Here is a 14,337-nt window from a genome sequence, read left to right as displayed (position 1 = left end):
TTTGCGAACTAGGATGCGCAGGCCATGCCCAGACTCTATGCCGGCCAGCAATTGCGCGCGCTGCGCCTCTCCGCGGGGCTCAACCAGCGCGCGATGGCCGCGCGGCTCGGGCTGTCGGTGAGCTATCTCTCGCAGCTCGAAACCGGCGAGCGGCCGCTGACCCCGGCGGTCACCACCGCGCTGGCAAGGCACTATCCGCAGGCGCTGGCGGCGATCGAGGGCGAGGCGCCCGCGCGGCGGCTGGCGGCGCTGGGCGAGGCGCTGGCCGATCCCGCGCTGACCCCGCTCGACGCCGACGAGGCGGCGCGGCTGGCGGAGGAGCGGCCCGCCGTCGCCGACCGGCTGATCGCGCTCCACGCCGCCAAGCGCGCCGCCGAGGAACGGCTGGCGATCGCCGAGGAATCGATGACCACCGGGACCGGCGCGCGGCTGCCGTGGGAAGCGGTGCGCGACTGGTTCCACGAGGCGGGCAATTATGTCGACCGGCTCGATCGTGCCGCGGAAACGCTGGCGACCCAGCCCGGCTTCAGCGCGGCGGAGGCGTTGCAGCGTCACGGCGTCACCCTCGCCACCGACAGCGACGAGGATGCGCCGCTGGCGCGGTTCGACGGCGCGACGCTGACGCTCAACGCCGCGTTGCCGCCCGAAAGCCGCCGCTTCCTGATCGCGCACCGCCTCGCCGCGACCGCCTTCGCGCGCGAGATCGAGGCGATCGTCGCCGGGGCGGACGTCGTCGGGGCGGAGGCGCGGCGGCTGCTCGCGGTCGGGCTCGCCAATTATGCCGCGGGCGCGCTGGTCATGCCCTATGCCGCGTTCCGCGCCGAAGCGTTGCGGCTGCGCCACGATATCGACCGATTGTGCCGCAGCTTCACGGTGAGTTTCGAACAGGCGTGCCACCGGCTCTCGACGCTCCAGCGCAGCGGGGCGGAAGGGGTGCCGTTCTTCTTCTGCCGCGTCGATATGGCGGGCAATATCACCAAGCGGCATTCGGCGACCCGGCTGCAATTCGCGCGGTTCGGCGGGGCGTGCCCGCTGTGGCATGTGCATGAAGCGGCAGCGATCCCCGACCGCATCCTCGTCCAGCATGCCGAGACCCCCGACGGGGTGCGCTATATCTCGATGGCCAAGGGTCTGGTGAAGCCCTCGGGCAGCTTCGCGCGCAGCCCGCGGCGCTATGCGGTGGTGCTGGGGTGCGAGGCGACCCACGCCGCCGATTTCGTCTATGCCGATGCGGTCGACCGCACCCGCGCGCCGACCCCGATCGGGATTTCCTGCCGGCTCTGCCCCCGCGACGATTGCGACCAGCGCGCTTTCCCGCCGACCGACCGCGCGATCGCGGTCGAGCCCGCGGTGCGGCGTGTGGTGCCGTATCGGGTGGTGTGAAGCGACGCGCGTCAGCGCGCTGCAACACCGATGTCGGTCAGGCCGAAATCGTCTCCCTTGTAGAGCAACGGCTCATCGAGTGCGCGTGCCAGCGCATAGGAAAAACAATCTCCGTAATTGAGGCCCGCCTTATGCCGGCCGCGGCCGAAGGCGAGGAACGCCCGGCGTGCGAGTGTCGCCTGCTCGGCGGTCACCGGTTCGATAACGATCTCGGCAGCTTTCAACAGCGCTTCCGCCTCGCGCGCCATCGCCGGACCGAATTGCCGTTCGAGGACGATGAACAATTCGACGTAATTCGCTGCGCTGATCCGGCGGATATCGGCATCATAAAGGTGCGCGAGAAAGCGTTCAGCCTCGGGCTCGCCGTAGAGTATCGCGACGAGCGCCGAGGTGTCGACGATCACTTGGGCAGGCCGGCATCGTCGTAGAGCAGGTCGCCGTGCGCCTCGTATTTGCCGCGGACGAGCGCCGCCGATCGCGCCGCGATCGCGCGCAGTTCATCGAGGCTCGCACGTCGCTCGCGCCGCTCGATCTCGTTGTAGCGACTGCGCAACGCCTCGGTGACGACGCGCGTCATCGATTCACCCGTCGCGCGGGAGATCGCTTGCGCAAGCCGATGCGCCTCCGGATCCTTGATGTTCAAATGCATCGCGAACGCCGTTCTACCATATCTCGAAAATAATCTACCAAGGCCGTATCGGCAAGGACCCTCAGACCTTGACGATCCCGCGCTCGATCAAGCTCTCCGCGGTATCGACGATCGACTGTTCCTCGTCGCGCGTGCGCCAGCCGAGCACTTGCGCGGTGTGCCCGGGATCGATCGCACGGACCCGGCCGAGCTCGCCCACCACCTGGCGAATGCTGCCGTCGAACAGCGCCATCAGCCGCAGGACGAAATCGGGGACGCGGCGTTTGGGCACCTTGCGCGCCTTGTCGCCGAGCCGCGCGCGCAGCACCGCCCCCACCTCTTCCATCTGCATGAACCGCCCGCCGCCGATGAAACGCTCGCCGTCGAGCCCCGGCGTCTCGAGCGCGCGGACATGCAGGTCGGCGAGATCGCGCACGTCGACCACCGCGAAGCCGATCCGCGGAAACCCCGGGACCGAGCCGTCGAGCAGCCGCTGGACGAACTGGATCGAGGTCGAATAATCGTCGCTCAGCACCGGCCCGAGCACTGCGCTGGGGTTGACCGAGCAGAATTCCATCCCCGCGCCATGTTCCGCCATCCAGTCGCGCGCGGCGCGCTCGGCGACGGTCTTCGACTTGATATAGGCCCCGACCCCCGGCGCGTTGATGTCGGTCCAGTCTCGTTCGGTGAAGGCGGCGCCGTTGGCCGGCGGGTGGCCGTAAGCGATTGCCGCCACCGAGGAGGTAAGCACGAACCGCTTCACCCCCGCCGCCTTGGCGAAACGCAACGCGCGCAACGCGCCGTCGCGCGCGGGCGGGATCAGCACGTCGTCGCTCACCGCGCCCGCCGGAAAGGGCGAGGCGACATGCGCGACATGGCTGCACCCCGCCATCGCCTCCGCCCAGCCCGCATCCTGCTCCAGGTCGGCGGCGAAGAAGCGCAATTTCTCCGGGGCAACGCCCAAGGTCGCGCGGACCTGCGCTTCCTTTGCGAGATTGCGGATCGTGGTGTTGACGGTCCAGCCGCGCTCGACGAGCTGGCGGATCAGGAAGCCGGCGATATAGCCGCTGCCTCCGGTGACGAGCACGGTGCCGCTCATGGCCATCCCCCTCTGTCGAAACACAAAGGGTTTTAGGGCGAAACCGATCTCCTGCCAAGTTGTCCCCGGCCGCCGCGTCGGTTAACGGGCGCGCGAAGAGGAGAGTGGCATGTCCGATCAGGAGCTTTACCCCGTCCCCGCCGCCTGGGCCGAGGCCGCCAAGGTAAACCGCGCGCAATATGACGCGATGTATCGCGCGAGCGTGACCGATTCGGACGCTTTCTGGCTGGAGCAGGCGAAGCGACTCGATTGGATGAAGGCGCCGACCGCCGCCGGCGATTGGTCGTTCGACGAGGGCGATTTCCGCATCCAATGGTTCAAGGATGGCGTGCTCAATGTCGCCGCCAATTGCCTCGACCGCCACCTCGCGACGCGCGGCGACCAGACCGCAATCATCTGGGAGCCCGACGATCCCGCCGCGGCGCCCAAGCGCTTCACCTATCGCGAGCTTCACGCCGAGGTGTGCCGCTTCGCCAATGTGCTCAAGGCGCAAGGGGTGAAGAAGGGCGATCGCGTCACCGTTTATCTGCCGATGATCCCCGAGGCGGCCTTTGCGGTGCTCGCCTGCGCGCGGATCGGGGCGATCCATTCGGTGGTGTTCGGCGGCTTCTCGCCCGATGCGCTGGCGGGGCGCATCGCCGATTGTGATTCGAAGATCGTCATCACCGCCGACGAAGGCCGCCGCGGCGGCCGCCGCGTCGCGCTCAAGGCCAATGTCGACGAAGCCGCGGCACGCGCGCCGAGCCTCGAAAAGGTCATCGTCGTCAAATCGACCGGCGGCGACATCACGATGGGCGCGCGCGACATCTGGTATCACGAGGCGGCGGCGGGGGTGTCGGCCGATTGCCCGGTCGAGCCGATGAATGCCGAGGACCCGCTGTTCATCCTCTACACCTCGGGATCGACCGGGCAGCCCAAGGGCGTGCTCCACACCACCGGCGGCTATCTCTTGTGGGCCAGCTTCACCCACGATCTCGTCTTCGATTACCGCCCGGGCAACGTCTTCTGGTGCGCCGCCGATATCGGCTGGGTCACCGGGCATACCTATATCGTCTACGGCCCGCTGGCGAACGGCGCGACGACCTTGATGTACGAAGGGCTGCCCAACTGGCCCGACGCGAGCCGCATCTGGCAGGTGGTCGATCGCCATCAGGTCCACACCGTGTTCACCGCCCCCACCGCGCTGCGCGCGCTGATGAAGGACGGCGACGACTTCGTCCGCCGCACCAGCCGCACCTCGCTGCGGCTGCTCGGCACGGTCGGCGAGCCGATCAACCCGGAGGCGTGGCGCTGGTATCACGACGTGGTCGGCGAGGGCCGTTCGCCGATCGTCGACACCTGGTGGCAAACCGAGACCGGTGGCGCGCTGATCGCCCCGCTGCCCGGCGCGACCGACCTCAAGCCCGGATCGGCGACGCTCCCGCTTCCCGGCATCCAGCCGCAGCTAGTCGACGAAAACGGCCAGGTGCTGGAAGGCGCGGTGAGCGGCAATCTGTGCATCACCGCGAGCTGGCCGGGGCAGATGCGCACCGTGTGGAACGATCACGCCCGGTTCTTCCAGACCTATTTCACCACCTATCGCGGCAAATATTTCACCGGCGACGGCTGCCGTCGTGACGAGGATGGGTATTATTGGATCACGGGCCGCGTCGATGACGTGATCAATGTTTCAGGGCACCGCATGGGTACTGCGGAAGTCGAAAGCGCGCTGGTATTGCATCCCAAAGTGGCGGAAGCTGCGGTGGTGGGGATGCCGCATGATGTCAAAGGCCAGGGCATCTATGCCTATGTTACCCTGAATGCGGGCGAGACTGCATCAGCCGAGCTCAACACTGCGCTCAAACAATGGGTGCGCAAGGAAATCGGCCCGATCGCCACGCCCGATGCGATTCAATTCGCCCCCGGGCTGCCCAAGACTCGGTCGGGCAAGATCATGCGCCGAATCCTGCGCAAGATCGCCGAAGGCGATGTCTCGAGTCTCGGCGACACATCGACGCTCGCCGACCCTTCGGTCGTTGACGATCTCGTGACGAATAGAGTCAGCTAAACCCTGGAATCTCTCGATTCATCATTCGGTAACCCGATTCGTACAAACCTTTACTTGACGAATCGATTCAAATCGGACCGGATATCGGCGCGCGGCACATTAAGGGGCGCCGTCGCCATCCCGGGTCGGGGGGGTCGCAATGACGAAGCATGGTGCCGGCACACCTCTGCTGCCGGAAGAGATTGAACGCATCCTGTGGTCGGCGCGTCGCGCCGGCACGATATTGATTCTCCCCCGCGAACAACCCCAGCCGACAATCGACGCGCTCACCGATCAGGGCCTCGTGCGCCGCCAGCTCGGGCATATCGTGCTGACGCTGCAGGGTCAGGAACGCCGCCGGCAGTGCGCGCATTATATGGCGGCGCTGGCCTGAGCAATTTTCGGGCTATCCGGATTTCGGCGCAAGCCTCTCAAAAGGGTTGACGATCCGCAACCGGCCGTCGACCGCGAGCCCATCCTGCAAATATTCGGAATAAAGTATGTCGCAACGCGCCTTGAGCGCAGCGGAAACGATCAACGCGTCATAGAATGAGAAATCGTAGCGCCGTACGAGTTCGAGCGCCAACGAATGAGTTTCCAAATCGATCGTATGTATTTTTCGTGCGCGCCGATCGCACTTAGCGCCTGCTCTATCTGGCTCCAATCGAATCCGAGTTTGCGTCGCGCGACATTTGCGAATTCGTTCAAAACCTGGGCGCTCAGCTCAATCCCGTCGGCAAGCAGCTTTTCAGCCACCGCGGCACGAGGGTCGGTGGTGAACGCGTAGACGACGACATTGGTATCCAGAAATATCCTCGCCACTATCGACGCTCGCTCGCCTCTTCGCGATCAAAACTCCAGCCCGCCGGAGGCGGCCGGCGCAATCGACGAATATTCTCCAACGCGGCAAGGCGCTTCTGATCACGATCGATTGTAAATGTACGCTCGCCCGAGATACGCACTTCGATGTCATCGCCCTCTTTGAGCGCCAGCGCCTCGACGACTGCCGCAGGCAACCGGATGGCGAGACTATTGCCCCAGCGCGTGACCTGCTTGCCCATTCTCCCGTGGATATACATGAGAGATGTATATCTCCAATGTTGCCCGATCGATGCCCCCTATGCCGCCAACCGCCGCAATGCCCCCGCATCGATGATCGCGATCCGGCCATAGCCGCGCGCGATCGCGCCCGCGCGTTCCAGTGCCGCGAGATGCGCGTTGGTCGCCTTGCGCGACAGCCCGCACATTTCCGCAAGATCGCTCTGGCTGAGCGCGACCTCGCCCCCTGCCGCAAAGGTCAGCAGCCGCGCCGCGATCCGTCCGCGCGGCCCGAGCGCGAGCAATTGCGCGGCGAGGTGCACGATCGTGTCGAGCTGGCCGTAGACGAGTTCGCTCACCGCACGCCACAGCGCCGGATGCACCTCGGCGATCCGTTGCAGCGCCGCGTCAGGAATCAGCAGCACGGTTGCGGCGGAGGCGGCGCGCGCGGTCACCAGTCGCGGGCCACCCCCGCCGCGGCGCGACTGGCCGAAGGCGGCGCCCGCGGGGGCGAGGTTGAGCAACACGTCGCGTTCCGCCCCTACCGACGCCTCGATCCTGAGCGCGCCCTCCAGCACGAGCAGCACCCCGGTCTCCGCGTCGCCTTCGCCGAAAACCCTTTGCCCGGCATCGAGCCGGGCGACGCGACCAGCATGCAACAGCGCCGCGCGCAACGGTGCTGGAAGGTGCGCGAACCAGATGCTCCGTAGCGCCAGCGCCTCGATATCCATCGGACGAATGTAACCTAGGTGACATTTTCCGCAAAATCACTGCGGTAGGATGCGCCCAGCAAAGAAGCAGGAGAGGCTCCGTGGCCAACGTCAATTTCCGCCCGATCGCCGACCATGTCGGGGTCGAGGCGCTCGATATCGACCTCAACGCGATTGACGACGCCGGGTTCGACACGCTGCGGCGCGCGGTGGCCGATCACGGCGTCCTGTTCGTCCGCGATCAGCAATTGAGCCCCGAACAGCATATCGCACTGGCGCGACGCTGGGGCGGGATCGACGTCAACAAATATTTCCCCGCCAACGGCGGCCACCCGGAAATCGCCGAGGTGCGCAAATCGGAAACGCAGACCACCAATATCGGCGGCGGCTGGCATACCGATCACAGCTATGATCAGGTGCCGGCGATGGGATCGATCCTGATCGCGCGCGAAACCCCGCCGACCGGCGGCGACACCTTATTCGCCAGCATGGGCGCGGCGTTTGACTCTTTGTCCGACGGACTCAAGCAAACCCTACGCGGGTTGCGCGCGGTGCATTCGGCCGACCATATCTACAGCACCAACGGTATCTACGCGCAGACCGATCAGGCAGCGGACCTCAAGGGGCATGATATCCGCACCCGCGCCGTCCATCCCGTCGCGTTGCGCCACCCGCAGACCGGGCGCGAACTGCTCTATGTCAATCCGGGCTTCACGCTGCATTTCGAAGGCTGGACGCGCGAGGAAAGCCTGCCGCTGCTGACCTATCTGTTCGAGGTCGGCAAACGCCCCGAATTCCAATGCCGGCTGCAATGGGCACCGGGATCGGTGGCGATCTGGGACAACCGCTCGACCTGGCATTATGCGATGAACGATTATCACGGCCACCGCCGGCTGATGCACCGCATCACGCTTTCGGGTGAGCCGCTGGAGTGACGCTCCGCAACTGTGACCCCGCGAAGGCGGGGACCCAGACTGGGCTCCCGCCGTGGGTCCCATCAAAATACTATTTTGATGGGGGCCCTCGCGGGAGCACATTTTCCTCCTGCCGGTTGCTTAACCCACCCCCGCCAGCGCCTTCGCCTTGGCGTAGTCCGCCTTGCCGTTGGGCGCGCGGAGCGACTGTTCGGTCGCGACGAGCAATTTGGGCTGTTTGAACCCGGCGAGCCGCGCGCGCAGATCGTCGCGCGCCGCCGCCTCGTCGTAATCCGCCGCAACATGCACCACCGCCGCAACCGCCTGCCCCCATTTCGGATCGGGCATCGCGAAGACCAGAGCGTCGCGTACCGCCGGGCAGAGCTTGAGCGCTTCCTCCACCTCCTCGGGGAAGATTTTCTCGCCCGCCGAATTGATGCAGGCCGAGCCGCGCCCGAGCAGCACCAGCGTACCGTCCGCCGCGACTTCGGCGAAATCGCCGGGGATCGAATAACGCACCCCGTCGATGACGCGGAAGGTGCGCGCGCTCTTGGCGGGATCCTTGTGATATTCGATCGGGTTGGGCGGCGCGAGCGCGACGACGCCGCGCACCCCCGATCCCGGCGCCACGTCGCGATCCTGCTCGTCGAGCACGCGACAGCGCGGGCCGACCATGAACTTCGCGGTCTCGACCGTCCCGTCGCGCGTAGTGATCGACACCCCCATGCCGATCGCCTCGGACGAGCTGAAATTATCCTGGCACATTGCATCGGGCATGTGGCGGATCAGCCCGTCCTTGACGCTTTGCGTCCACATCACACCCGACGAGATGACGACCCGCATCGACGAGACGTCCCACCGCCCCGGCTGCGCATCGAGCGCATCGAGGATCGGCCGCGCAAAGGCATCGCCCACCACTACCAGCCGGTTGGCGCGCCAGCGGTCGATCGCGCTCAGCGCCTCTTCGGCATTGAAGCTGCGGCCCGGCAACGTCACCGCGAGCCCGCCGCCGAGCAAGGCGCCATAGGCCGAGAGCAGCCCGGTGCCGTGCATGATCGGCGGGCCGACGACCGTGCGCGGATAATCGGGATTGGCCGCGGCGAAATCGGCCGCCTGCTCGACGCTTTGCGGCACAGGCAGCCCCTGCGCCGCCGCCGCCGCGAGCCCGATCGCGTTGAGATCGGCGTGCGCCCACACCACGCCCTTGGGCATCCCGGTGGTGCCGCCGGTATAGATGAAGAAACGATCGTCGGGGCTGCGCGCGATATCGAGCGCGGTGCCGTCGCCCGCGGTCAGCCGCGCGAGCGGTTCTGCGAAAGCCGGCGAAGCCTCCCCGCCCAATTCCACCCAGGTCCGCACCAGCGGGCAGCGATCGACCACTGCGGCGACCGCATCGCGCAGCCGCGCATCGTAGAACAATACGGTCGCGTCGCTGTCGCCGAGGATATAAGCGAGTTCGTCGGCGACATAGCGATAGTTGACGTTGACATGCGCGCCGCGCGCCTTCCAGCAGGCCATCAGCGCGACGAGATAGTCCGCGCTGTTATAGGCATAGAAGGCGACCCGCTCGTTGGGCTGCAGCCCGCGCTCGATCAGTGCGCGCGCGAGGTTGTTCGATCGCCGCCGCAATTCGCCCCAGTCGACCGTCTCGTCGCCATGCGCCAGTGCGACGCGGTCGGCGGGGATTTTACGCTCGATCGCCTCGATCATGTCGCCGAAGTTGAAGGTCATGCCGCGCTCCCCTCGACCAAGGGTTTCTTGCCCCAATATTCGTCGCGCAGCAGCCTCTTGTAGAGCTTACCCGTATCGTGGCGCGGCAGCTCTGCGCGAAAATCGATCCGGCGCGGGGTCTTGACGTGGCTCAGATGCGCGCGCGCGAAATCGGTCAGCTCGGCCGCCAGCGCGGGGCCGGCGTCGGCCATATCGCGCGGCTGGACCACCGCGACCACCTCCTCGCCCATTTCCTCGTGCGGCGCGCCGATCACCGCGACGTCCGCCACCTTGGGGTGGGTGACCAGGAGGTTCTCGATCTCCGCCGGGTAGATGTTGACCCCGCCCGAGATGATCATGAAGCTCTTCCGGTCGGTGAGATAGAGATAGCCCTCCTCATCGAGCCACCCCACGTCGCCCAACGTCGTCCAGCCGTGGCGATTGGTGCCGTCGGCGGTCTTTTCGGGGTCGTTGTGATAGGAAAAGACCCGCCCGCCGTCGGGCTGTTCGAAATAGATCGCTCCCTCGCTGCGCGGCGGCAGATCGTTGCCCTCCTCGTCGCAGATATGCGTGATCGTGGTGAGGTTGCGCCCGACCGAACCCTTGTGCGTCAGCCATTCCGCCGACTGGATCGCGTGGAAGCCGTTGCCCTCGGTGCCGGCATAATATTCGCCGACGATCGGCCCCCACCAGTCGATCATCGCCTGCTTGACCGGGATCGGGCATGGCGCGGCGGCATGCCATACCGCCTTGAGCGACGAGACGTCATATTGACCGCGCAGCTCGGGCGGCAGCTTCAACATGCGGATGAAATGCGTCGGCACCCATTGCGCATGGGTGATGCGATATTGCTCGATGTAGCGCAGCGCCTGTTCGGCGTCGAAACGGTCCATGACCACCACCGTCCCGCCCATCTGGTGCACCGCCATCGACCAGCGCAGCGGCGCGGCGTGATACATCGGCGCGGGGCTGAGATAGACGAGATCGGGGGTCCAGGAATAAAGCGCCTGCCCGAGCAGAACGAGCGCCGAGACATTCTCGCCGAACGGCTCCGCCGGCAGCGGGAAGCGTACGCCCTTGGGCCGTCCGGTCGTGCCCGAGGAATAGAGCATGATCTGCCCCGGCGAGGGATCGGCGATCGGCATGTCCGGCTGCGCATCGCGCGCCGCCTCATAGCTGTCGTAGCCCTCCGCGGTTCCGCCGACCATGAAGCGATTCAGGTCGCCGATCCGTGGCAGCAGCGCCGCCGCGCAATCGGCGCAGGCGCGCGAGACGATCAGCGCCCGGCAATCGCCGTCGCGGATGATGTACTCGACCTCGTCGGTGAGCAATTTGGAGGAGATGCAGGTGACATAGACCCCGGTGCGCTCGGCCGCCCACAGGATTTCGAGATAGCGGGCATTATTGTCCATCATCAGCGCGATGCCGTCGCCGCGCTTCAACCCCAGCGACCGGATGAGATGCGCGCCCTGATTGGCGCGGCGATCGAGCTCGCCATAAGTGACCGTCTCGCCGGTCGCGGCCATGATATAGGCCGGCTTGTCGGGTGTCGCTTTGGCATGCGCGACCGGGTGCAGCATCATCCTCTCTCCGTTTCGAGGACGCGGCGGCATCTCGATGCGCCGCTCGCGCCGATACCCTTCGTTTAAGCCCCTCCCCTTCAGGGAGGGGCTTTGTACGCTTAAACCCGCTCGACGATGATCGCCGGGGCCATTCCGCCCGCGGCGCACATCGTGACGAGGCCGTAGCGCTTGTTCTGCCGCTCCAGCTCGTCGACGATCGTCCCGATCAGGATCGCGCCGGTCGCGCCGATCGGGTGGCCGAGCGCGATCGACCCGCCGTTGACGTTGACCTTGTCGCGCGGCAGCTCGAGATCGCGGATGAATTTTTCGGAGACCACGGCGAACGCCTCGTTGATCTCCCACAGGTCGATATCCTCTTTCTTGAGGCCCGCCTTCTCCAGCACCTTCTTCGCCGCCGGGACCGGGGCGTTGAGCATCAGCGTGGGATCGTCGCCGATATTGGCCATCGCCACGATCCGCGCGCGCGGCTTGAGCCCATGCTTCTCGGCATAGGCCTTGGAGGCGAGCAGCACCGCCGCCGCACCGTCGACCACCCCGCTCGAATTGCCCGCGTGGTGGAAATGCTTGATCTCCAGATCGGGATATTTGCGGTTGATCTGCTTGCGGAAGGTGTCGCCCTTATTGTTGTACGGCATGTCGGCCAGCGCCTCGAACGACGGCTTGAGGCTCGCAAGCCCCTCGGCGGTGGTCTGCGGACGCGGATATTCGTCCTTGGCGAGGATCACGTTGCCGGCATCGTCGACCACCGGCACGATCGACTTGTCGAACCGCCCCTCGGCGATCGCCACCGCCGCCTTCTGCTGGCTCTCCAGCCCCGCGGCATCGAGCTGTTCGCGGGTGATCCCCTCCATGCTGGCGATCGCGTCGCCGCAAATCCCCTGGTGGCTCTGCGGATGCGACAGGTCGAGCCGCTCGTTGCCCGATCCCATCCCGAGCATCGGCTTGCCCGATTCCATATCCTCCTGCGCCATCGCGGCGGTGAGGCTCATCATCTCGGTGCCGCCGGCGATCACCAGATCCTCCATCCCGGACATGATCTGCGCCGCGGCGAAATTGACCGCGGTGATCCCGCCGCCGCAGAAGCGATCGAGCGTCGTCCCGCTCGCCTTGACGTCGTACCCCGCGTCGAGCGCCGCCATCCGCCCCATGTCGCCGCCCTGCTTGCCGCGCTGGCTGGAGGTCGACCAGATGATGTCGTCGACCTCGGCGGTGTTGAGATTGTTGCGTTCCTTGAGCGCCTTGAGCACCGTCGCCGCGAGATGCTGCGGGTGCAGATCGGCCAGCGCGCCCTTGCCCTGCTTGCCGATCCCGCGCGGGGTACGGACGGCGTCGATGATATAAGCGTCTGCCATTTATGCCTCTCCAGAAATCGGATGCGAGAATCGGGTGACCGCGACGGCTCTTTACCGGCGCCGGATTCCAGCATAACCTTGGTTATGGTACAGGGGATGTCAAGCGTGCAGCCAGCAAGTCAAACCGCAACGCGAACGCAGGACCTGACCCCGCACGATTGGCTGGAAGCCGGGCAGTCGCTGTTGCGGCGCGGCGGGCTAAGGGCACTCAAGCTGCGCCCGCTGGCCGACGAGTTGCGCGTATCGACCGGCAGCTTCTATCATCATTTCAAAGACTTCGATGACTATCAGGGGCAGCTCGCGGGTTATTTCGCTGAGGATCAGGTGGGTAATCTGATCGACGCGCTCGAACGCGCCTCGCCCGATCCGATCGAACGCATCCGGCTGCTGGGGCAGACGGTGCGGCGGCGCGGCTCCTCGCGGCTGGGGATCGCGATGCGCGCCTGGGCGGAGAGCGACCCGCGCGCGCAGGCGGCGGTCGAGCGGCACGATACGCTGCTGCTCGATTTCCTCGCGCGCAATCTCGTCACCGCGGGCTTCACCCGCCACGAGGCGGAGATCCGCGCTTACGGGCTGATCACCTTGGGGCTGGGCAAAGTGCATGCGCCGCAGCTCGATATGAGCACGTTGTTCGATTCGCTGCTCGACATCATGATCGCGCGTTAAGGATGGAATATGCCGCCGCCTCCCTCCCCCGTCACCCCGGCCTTGAGCCGGGGTCCATCGGGAGGCAGGCGCGGGGCAAGAGATTCCAATCCCTCGCTCGTCATTCCCGCGAAGGCGGGAATCCATTCATCCAGGCCTCTCCGAAAGAGTCGCAACCGCGGCGCATCTGGATTCCCGCCTTCGCGGGAATGACGGAGAAGACGTTGGGATGACGGGCGTATGAAAGCGCTGGTCGTCTCCGCGCTGTCGCCCGATCTGTCGGGCACCGCGCTCTCCGATGTCGCCGCGCCACAGCCCGCCCCCGGCAAGGTGCTGGTCCGGGTGAAGGCGGCCGCGCTCAACTATCCCGATCTCCTCATGACGCGCGGCGACTATCAGCTCAAGCCGCCGCTCCCCTTCATCCCCGGCATGGAAATCGCGGGCGAGGTGATCGCCGGCGACGGCTTCGCGCCCGGCGCGGCGGTGGTGTGCGGCACGCGGCTCGGCGGGTTCGCCGAACTGGTCTCGGTCGACGCCGATGCGGTCCGCGCCAAGCCGGCCCACCTGTCTTATGCCGAGGCCGCCGGGGTCGGCGCGGCCTATCTCACCGCTTATGTCGCGCTGATCCGGCTCGGCGCGGCGCAGCCCGGCGAATGGGCGCTGATCCACGGCGCGACCGGCGGGGTCGGGCTCGCGGCGGTCGATCTCGCCAAGGCGCTCGGCTGCCGGGTGATCGCGACCTCGCGTTCGGCCGAAAAGCTCGCGACCGTCGCCGCGACCTATCCGGTCGACGCCGCCGTCACCACGCCCGGTTTCCGCGAGCGGGTGAAGGAGATCACCGGCGGCGGCGCGAAGCTGATCTACGATCCGGTCGGCGGCGACACGTTCGACGAATCGACCCGCTGCATCGCGTTCGGCGGACGATTGCTGGTGGTCGGCTTCACCTCCGGCCGGATCGCGACCGTCCCGACCAACATCCCGCTGATCAAGGGCTTTTCGGTGATCGGCGTGCGCGCGGGCGAATATGGCCGGCAGTTCCCGGACAAGGGCCGCGAAAATCAGGACGCGATCTGGCGGCTGGCGGCGGAGGGGCGCATCCGTCCCCATGTTCATGCCGAAGTGCCGCTCGACGATTGGCGCGCGGCGTTCGAGATGATGCGTGACAGCAGGATGATCGGGAAGCTGGTGCTGGTGCCGTGAGAGCTTGCATTTCATCGTCATGCCGGACTTGATCCGGCGTGACCGCAAA

General features: G+C 66.3%; 15 protein-coding genes. 6 read left to right on the top strand and 9 right to left on the bottom strand.

What is annotated here, in order from left to right; translation table 11 throughout:
* Nucleotides 1-24 precede the first annotated feature (24 nt).
* Nucleotides 25-1,383, top strand: a complete 1,359-nt coding sequence (locus NED98_RS17615) for a helix-turn-helix domain-containing protein (RefSeq protein ID WP_265269324.1) — start codon at nt 25-27, stop codon at nt 1,381-1,383.
* An 11-nt stretch (nt 1,384-1,394) separates the two neighbouring features.
* On the opposite strand, the gene NED98_RS17610 is transcribed toward NED98_RS17615, so the two are convergent.
* The 3 genes from NED98_RS17610 to NED98_RS17600 form a co-directional block, all read right to left on the bottom strand.
* Nucleotides 1,395-1,787, bottom strand: a complete 393-nt coding sequence (locus NED98_RS17610; RefSeq protein WP_179513400.1) for a type II toxin-antitoxin system VapC family toxin — start codon at nt 1,785-1,787, stop codon at nt 1,395-1,397.
* Nucleotides 1,784-2,032 carry a type II toxin-antitoxin system VapB family antitoxin gene (locus NED98_RS17605; RefSeq protein WP_179513399.1) on the bottom strand — a complete coding sequence of 83 codons (249 nt, stop codon included), beginning with the start codon at nt 2,030-2,032 and terminating at the stop codon, nt 1,784-1,786. The genes NED98_RS17610 and NED98_RS17605 overlap by 4 nt, the downstream gene beginning before the upstream one ends.
* Nucleotides 2,033-2,093: 61 nt before the next feature.
* Nucleotides 2,094-3,110, bottom strand: a complete 1,017-nt coding sequence (locus NED98_RS17600) for an NAD-dependent epimerase/dehydratase family protein (RefSeq protein ID WP_179513398.1) — start codon at nt 3,108-3,110, stop codon at nt 2,094-2,096.
* Nucleotides 3,111-3,219: 109 nt separating this feature from the next.
* Here NED98_RS17600 and acs point away from each other — a divergent pair, with 109 nt between their 5' ends.
* Together acs and NED98_RS17590 are read left to right on the top strand one after the other, a co-directional pair.
* On the top strand, nt 3,220-5,157 hold the full coding sequence (gene acs, locus NED98_RS17595; protein WP_265313876.1) for an acetate--CoA ligase: 1,938 nt from the start codon (nt 3,220-3,222) through the stop codon (nt 5,155-5,157).
* Nucleotides 5,158-5,296: 139 nt separating this feature from the next.
* On the top strand, nt 5,297-5,530 hold the full coding sequence (locus NED98_RS17590) for a hypothetical protein (RefSeq protein WP_179513396.1): 234 nt from the start codon (nt 5,297-5,299) through the stop codon (nt 5,528-5,530).
* A gap of 140 nt (nt 5,531-5,670) precedes the next feature.
* On the opposite strand, the gene NED98_RS17585 is transcribed toward NED98_RS17590, so the two are convergent.
* The 3 genes from NED98_RS17585 to NED98_RS17575 are packed head-to-tail and all read right to left on the bottom strand — an operon-like array spanning nt 5,671 to nt 6,905.
* Nucleotides 5,671-5,958 (bottom strand): PIN domain-containing protein, encoded by a 288-nt coding sequence (locus NED98_RS17585; protein ID WP_265313875.1) that lies wholly within the window; start codon nt 5,956-5,958, stop codon nt 5,671-5,673.
* On the bottom strand, nt 5,958-6,197 hold the full coding sequence (locus NED98_RS17580) for an AbrB/MazE/SpoVT family DNA-binding domain-containing protein (RefSeq protein WP_265313874.1): 240 nt from the start codon (nt 6,195-6,197) through the stop codon (nt 5,958-5,960). Before NED98_RS17580 ends, NED98_RS17585 begins: the two co-directional genes overlap by 1 nt.
* Nucleotides 6,198-6,254: 57 nt before the next feature.
* On the bottom strand, nt 6,255-6,905 hold the full coding sequence (locus NED98_RS17575) for a Crp/Fnr family transcriptional regulator (RefSeq protein ID WP_265313873.1): 651 nt from the start codon (nt 6,903-6,905) through the stop codon (nt 6,255-6,257).
* An 80-nt stretch (nt 6,906-6,985) separates the two neighbouring features.
* Between NED98_RS17575 and NED98_RS17570 the strand changes: the two genes are divergently transcribed.
* Entirely contained in the window at nt 6,986-7,819 is an 834-nt protein-coding gene (locus tag NED98_RS17570; RefSeq protein ID WP_265269326.1) for a TauD/TfdA dioxygenase family protein, read from the top strand.
* Between the two features lie 120 nt (nt 7,820-7,939).
* Here the strand turns inward: NED98_RS17570 and NED98_RS17565 are convergent, their stop codons facing one another.
* From NED98_RS17565 to NED98_RS17555, 3 genes are all read right to left on the bottom strand, one after another.
* Complete coding sequence (locus tag NED98_RS17565) at nt 7,940-9,529, bottom strand: AMP-binding protein (protein ID WP_265313872.1); 1,590 nt, start codon at nt 9,527-9,529, stop codon at nt 7,940-7,942.
* Nucleotides 9,526-11,088 (bottom strand): acyl-CoA synthetase, encoded by a 1,563-nt coding sequence (locus NED98_RS17560; protein WP_265313907.1) that lies wholly within the window; start codon nt 11,086-11,088, stop codon nt 9,526-9,528. Before NED98_RS17560 ends, NED98_RS17565 begins: the two co-directional genes overlap by 4 nt.
* A gap of 101 nt (nt 11,089-11,189) precedes the next feature.
* Nucleotides 11,190-12,443: an acetyl-CoA C-acetyltransferase gene (locus NED98_RS17555; RefSeq protein WP_179513392.1), complete on the bottom strand. Its 1,254-nt coding sequence runs from the start codon at nt 12,441-12,443 to the stop codon at nt 11,190-11,192.
* Nucleotides 12,444-12,548: 105 nt separating this feature from the next.
* Here NED98_RS17555 and NED98_RS17550 point away from each other — a divergent pair, with 105 nt between their 5' ends.
* Both NED98_RS17550 and NED98_RS17545 read left to right on the top strand, forming a co-directional pair.
* Nucleotides 12,549-13,109: a TetR family transcriptional regulator gene (locus NED98_RS17550; RefSeq protein ID WP_265269329.1), complete on the top strand. Its 561-nt coding sequence runs from the start codon at nt 12,549-12,551 to the stop codon at nt 13,107-13,109.
* Between the two features lie 219 nt (nt 13,110-13,328).
* Complete coding sequence (locus NED98_RS17545) at nt 13,329-14,288, top strand: NADPH:quinone oxidoreductase family protein (protein ID WP_265269330.1); 960 nt, start codon at nt 13,329-13,331, stop codon at nt 14,286-14,288.
* Nucleotides 14,289-14,337 lie beyond the last annotated feature (49 nt).

The organism is Sphingomonas lycopersici (genome assembly GCF_026130605.1).
GTDB lineage: Bacteria > Pseudomonadota > Alphaproteobacteria > Sphingomonadales > Sphingomonadaceae > Sphingomonas > Sphingomonas lycopersici.
Note: the sequence above shows the minus strand (reverse complement) of the source record. Positions and strands in the feature narration are given on the sequence as shown.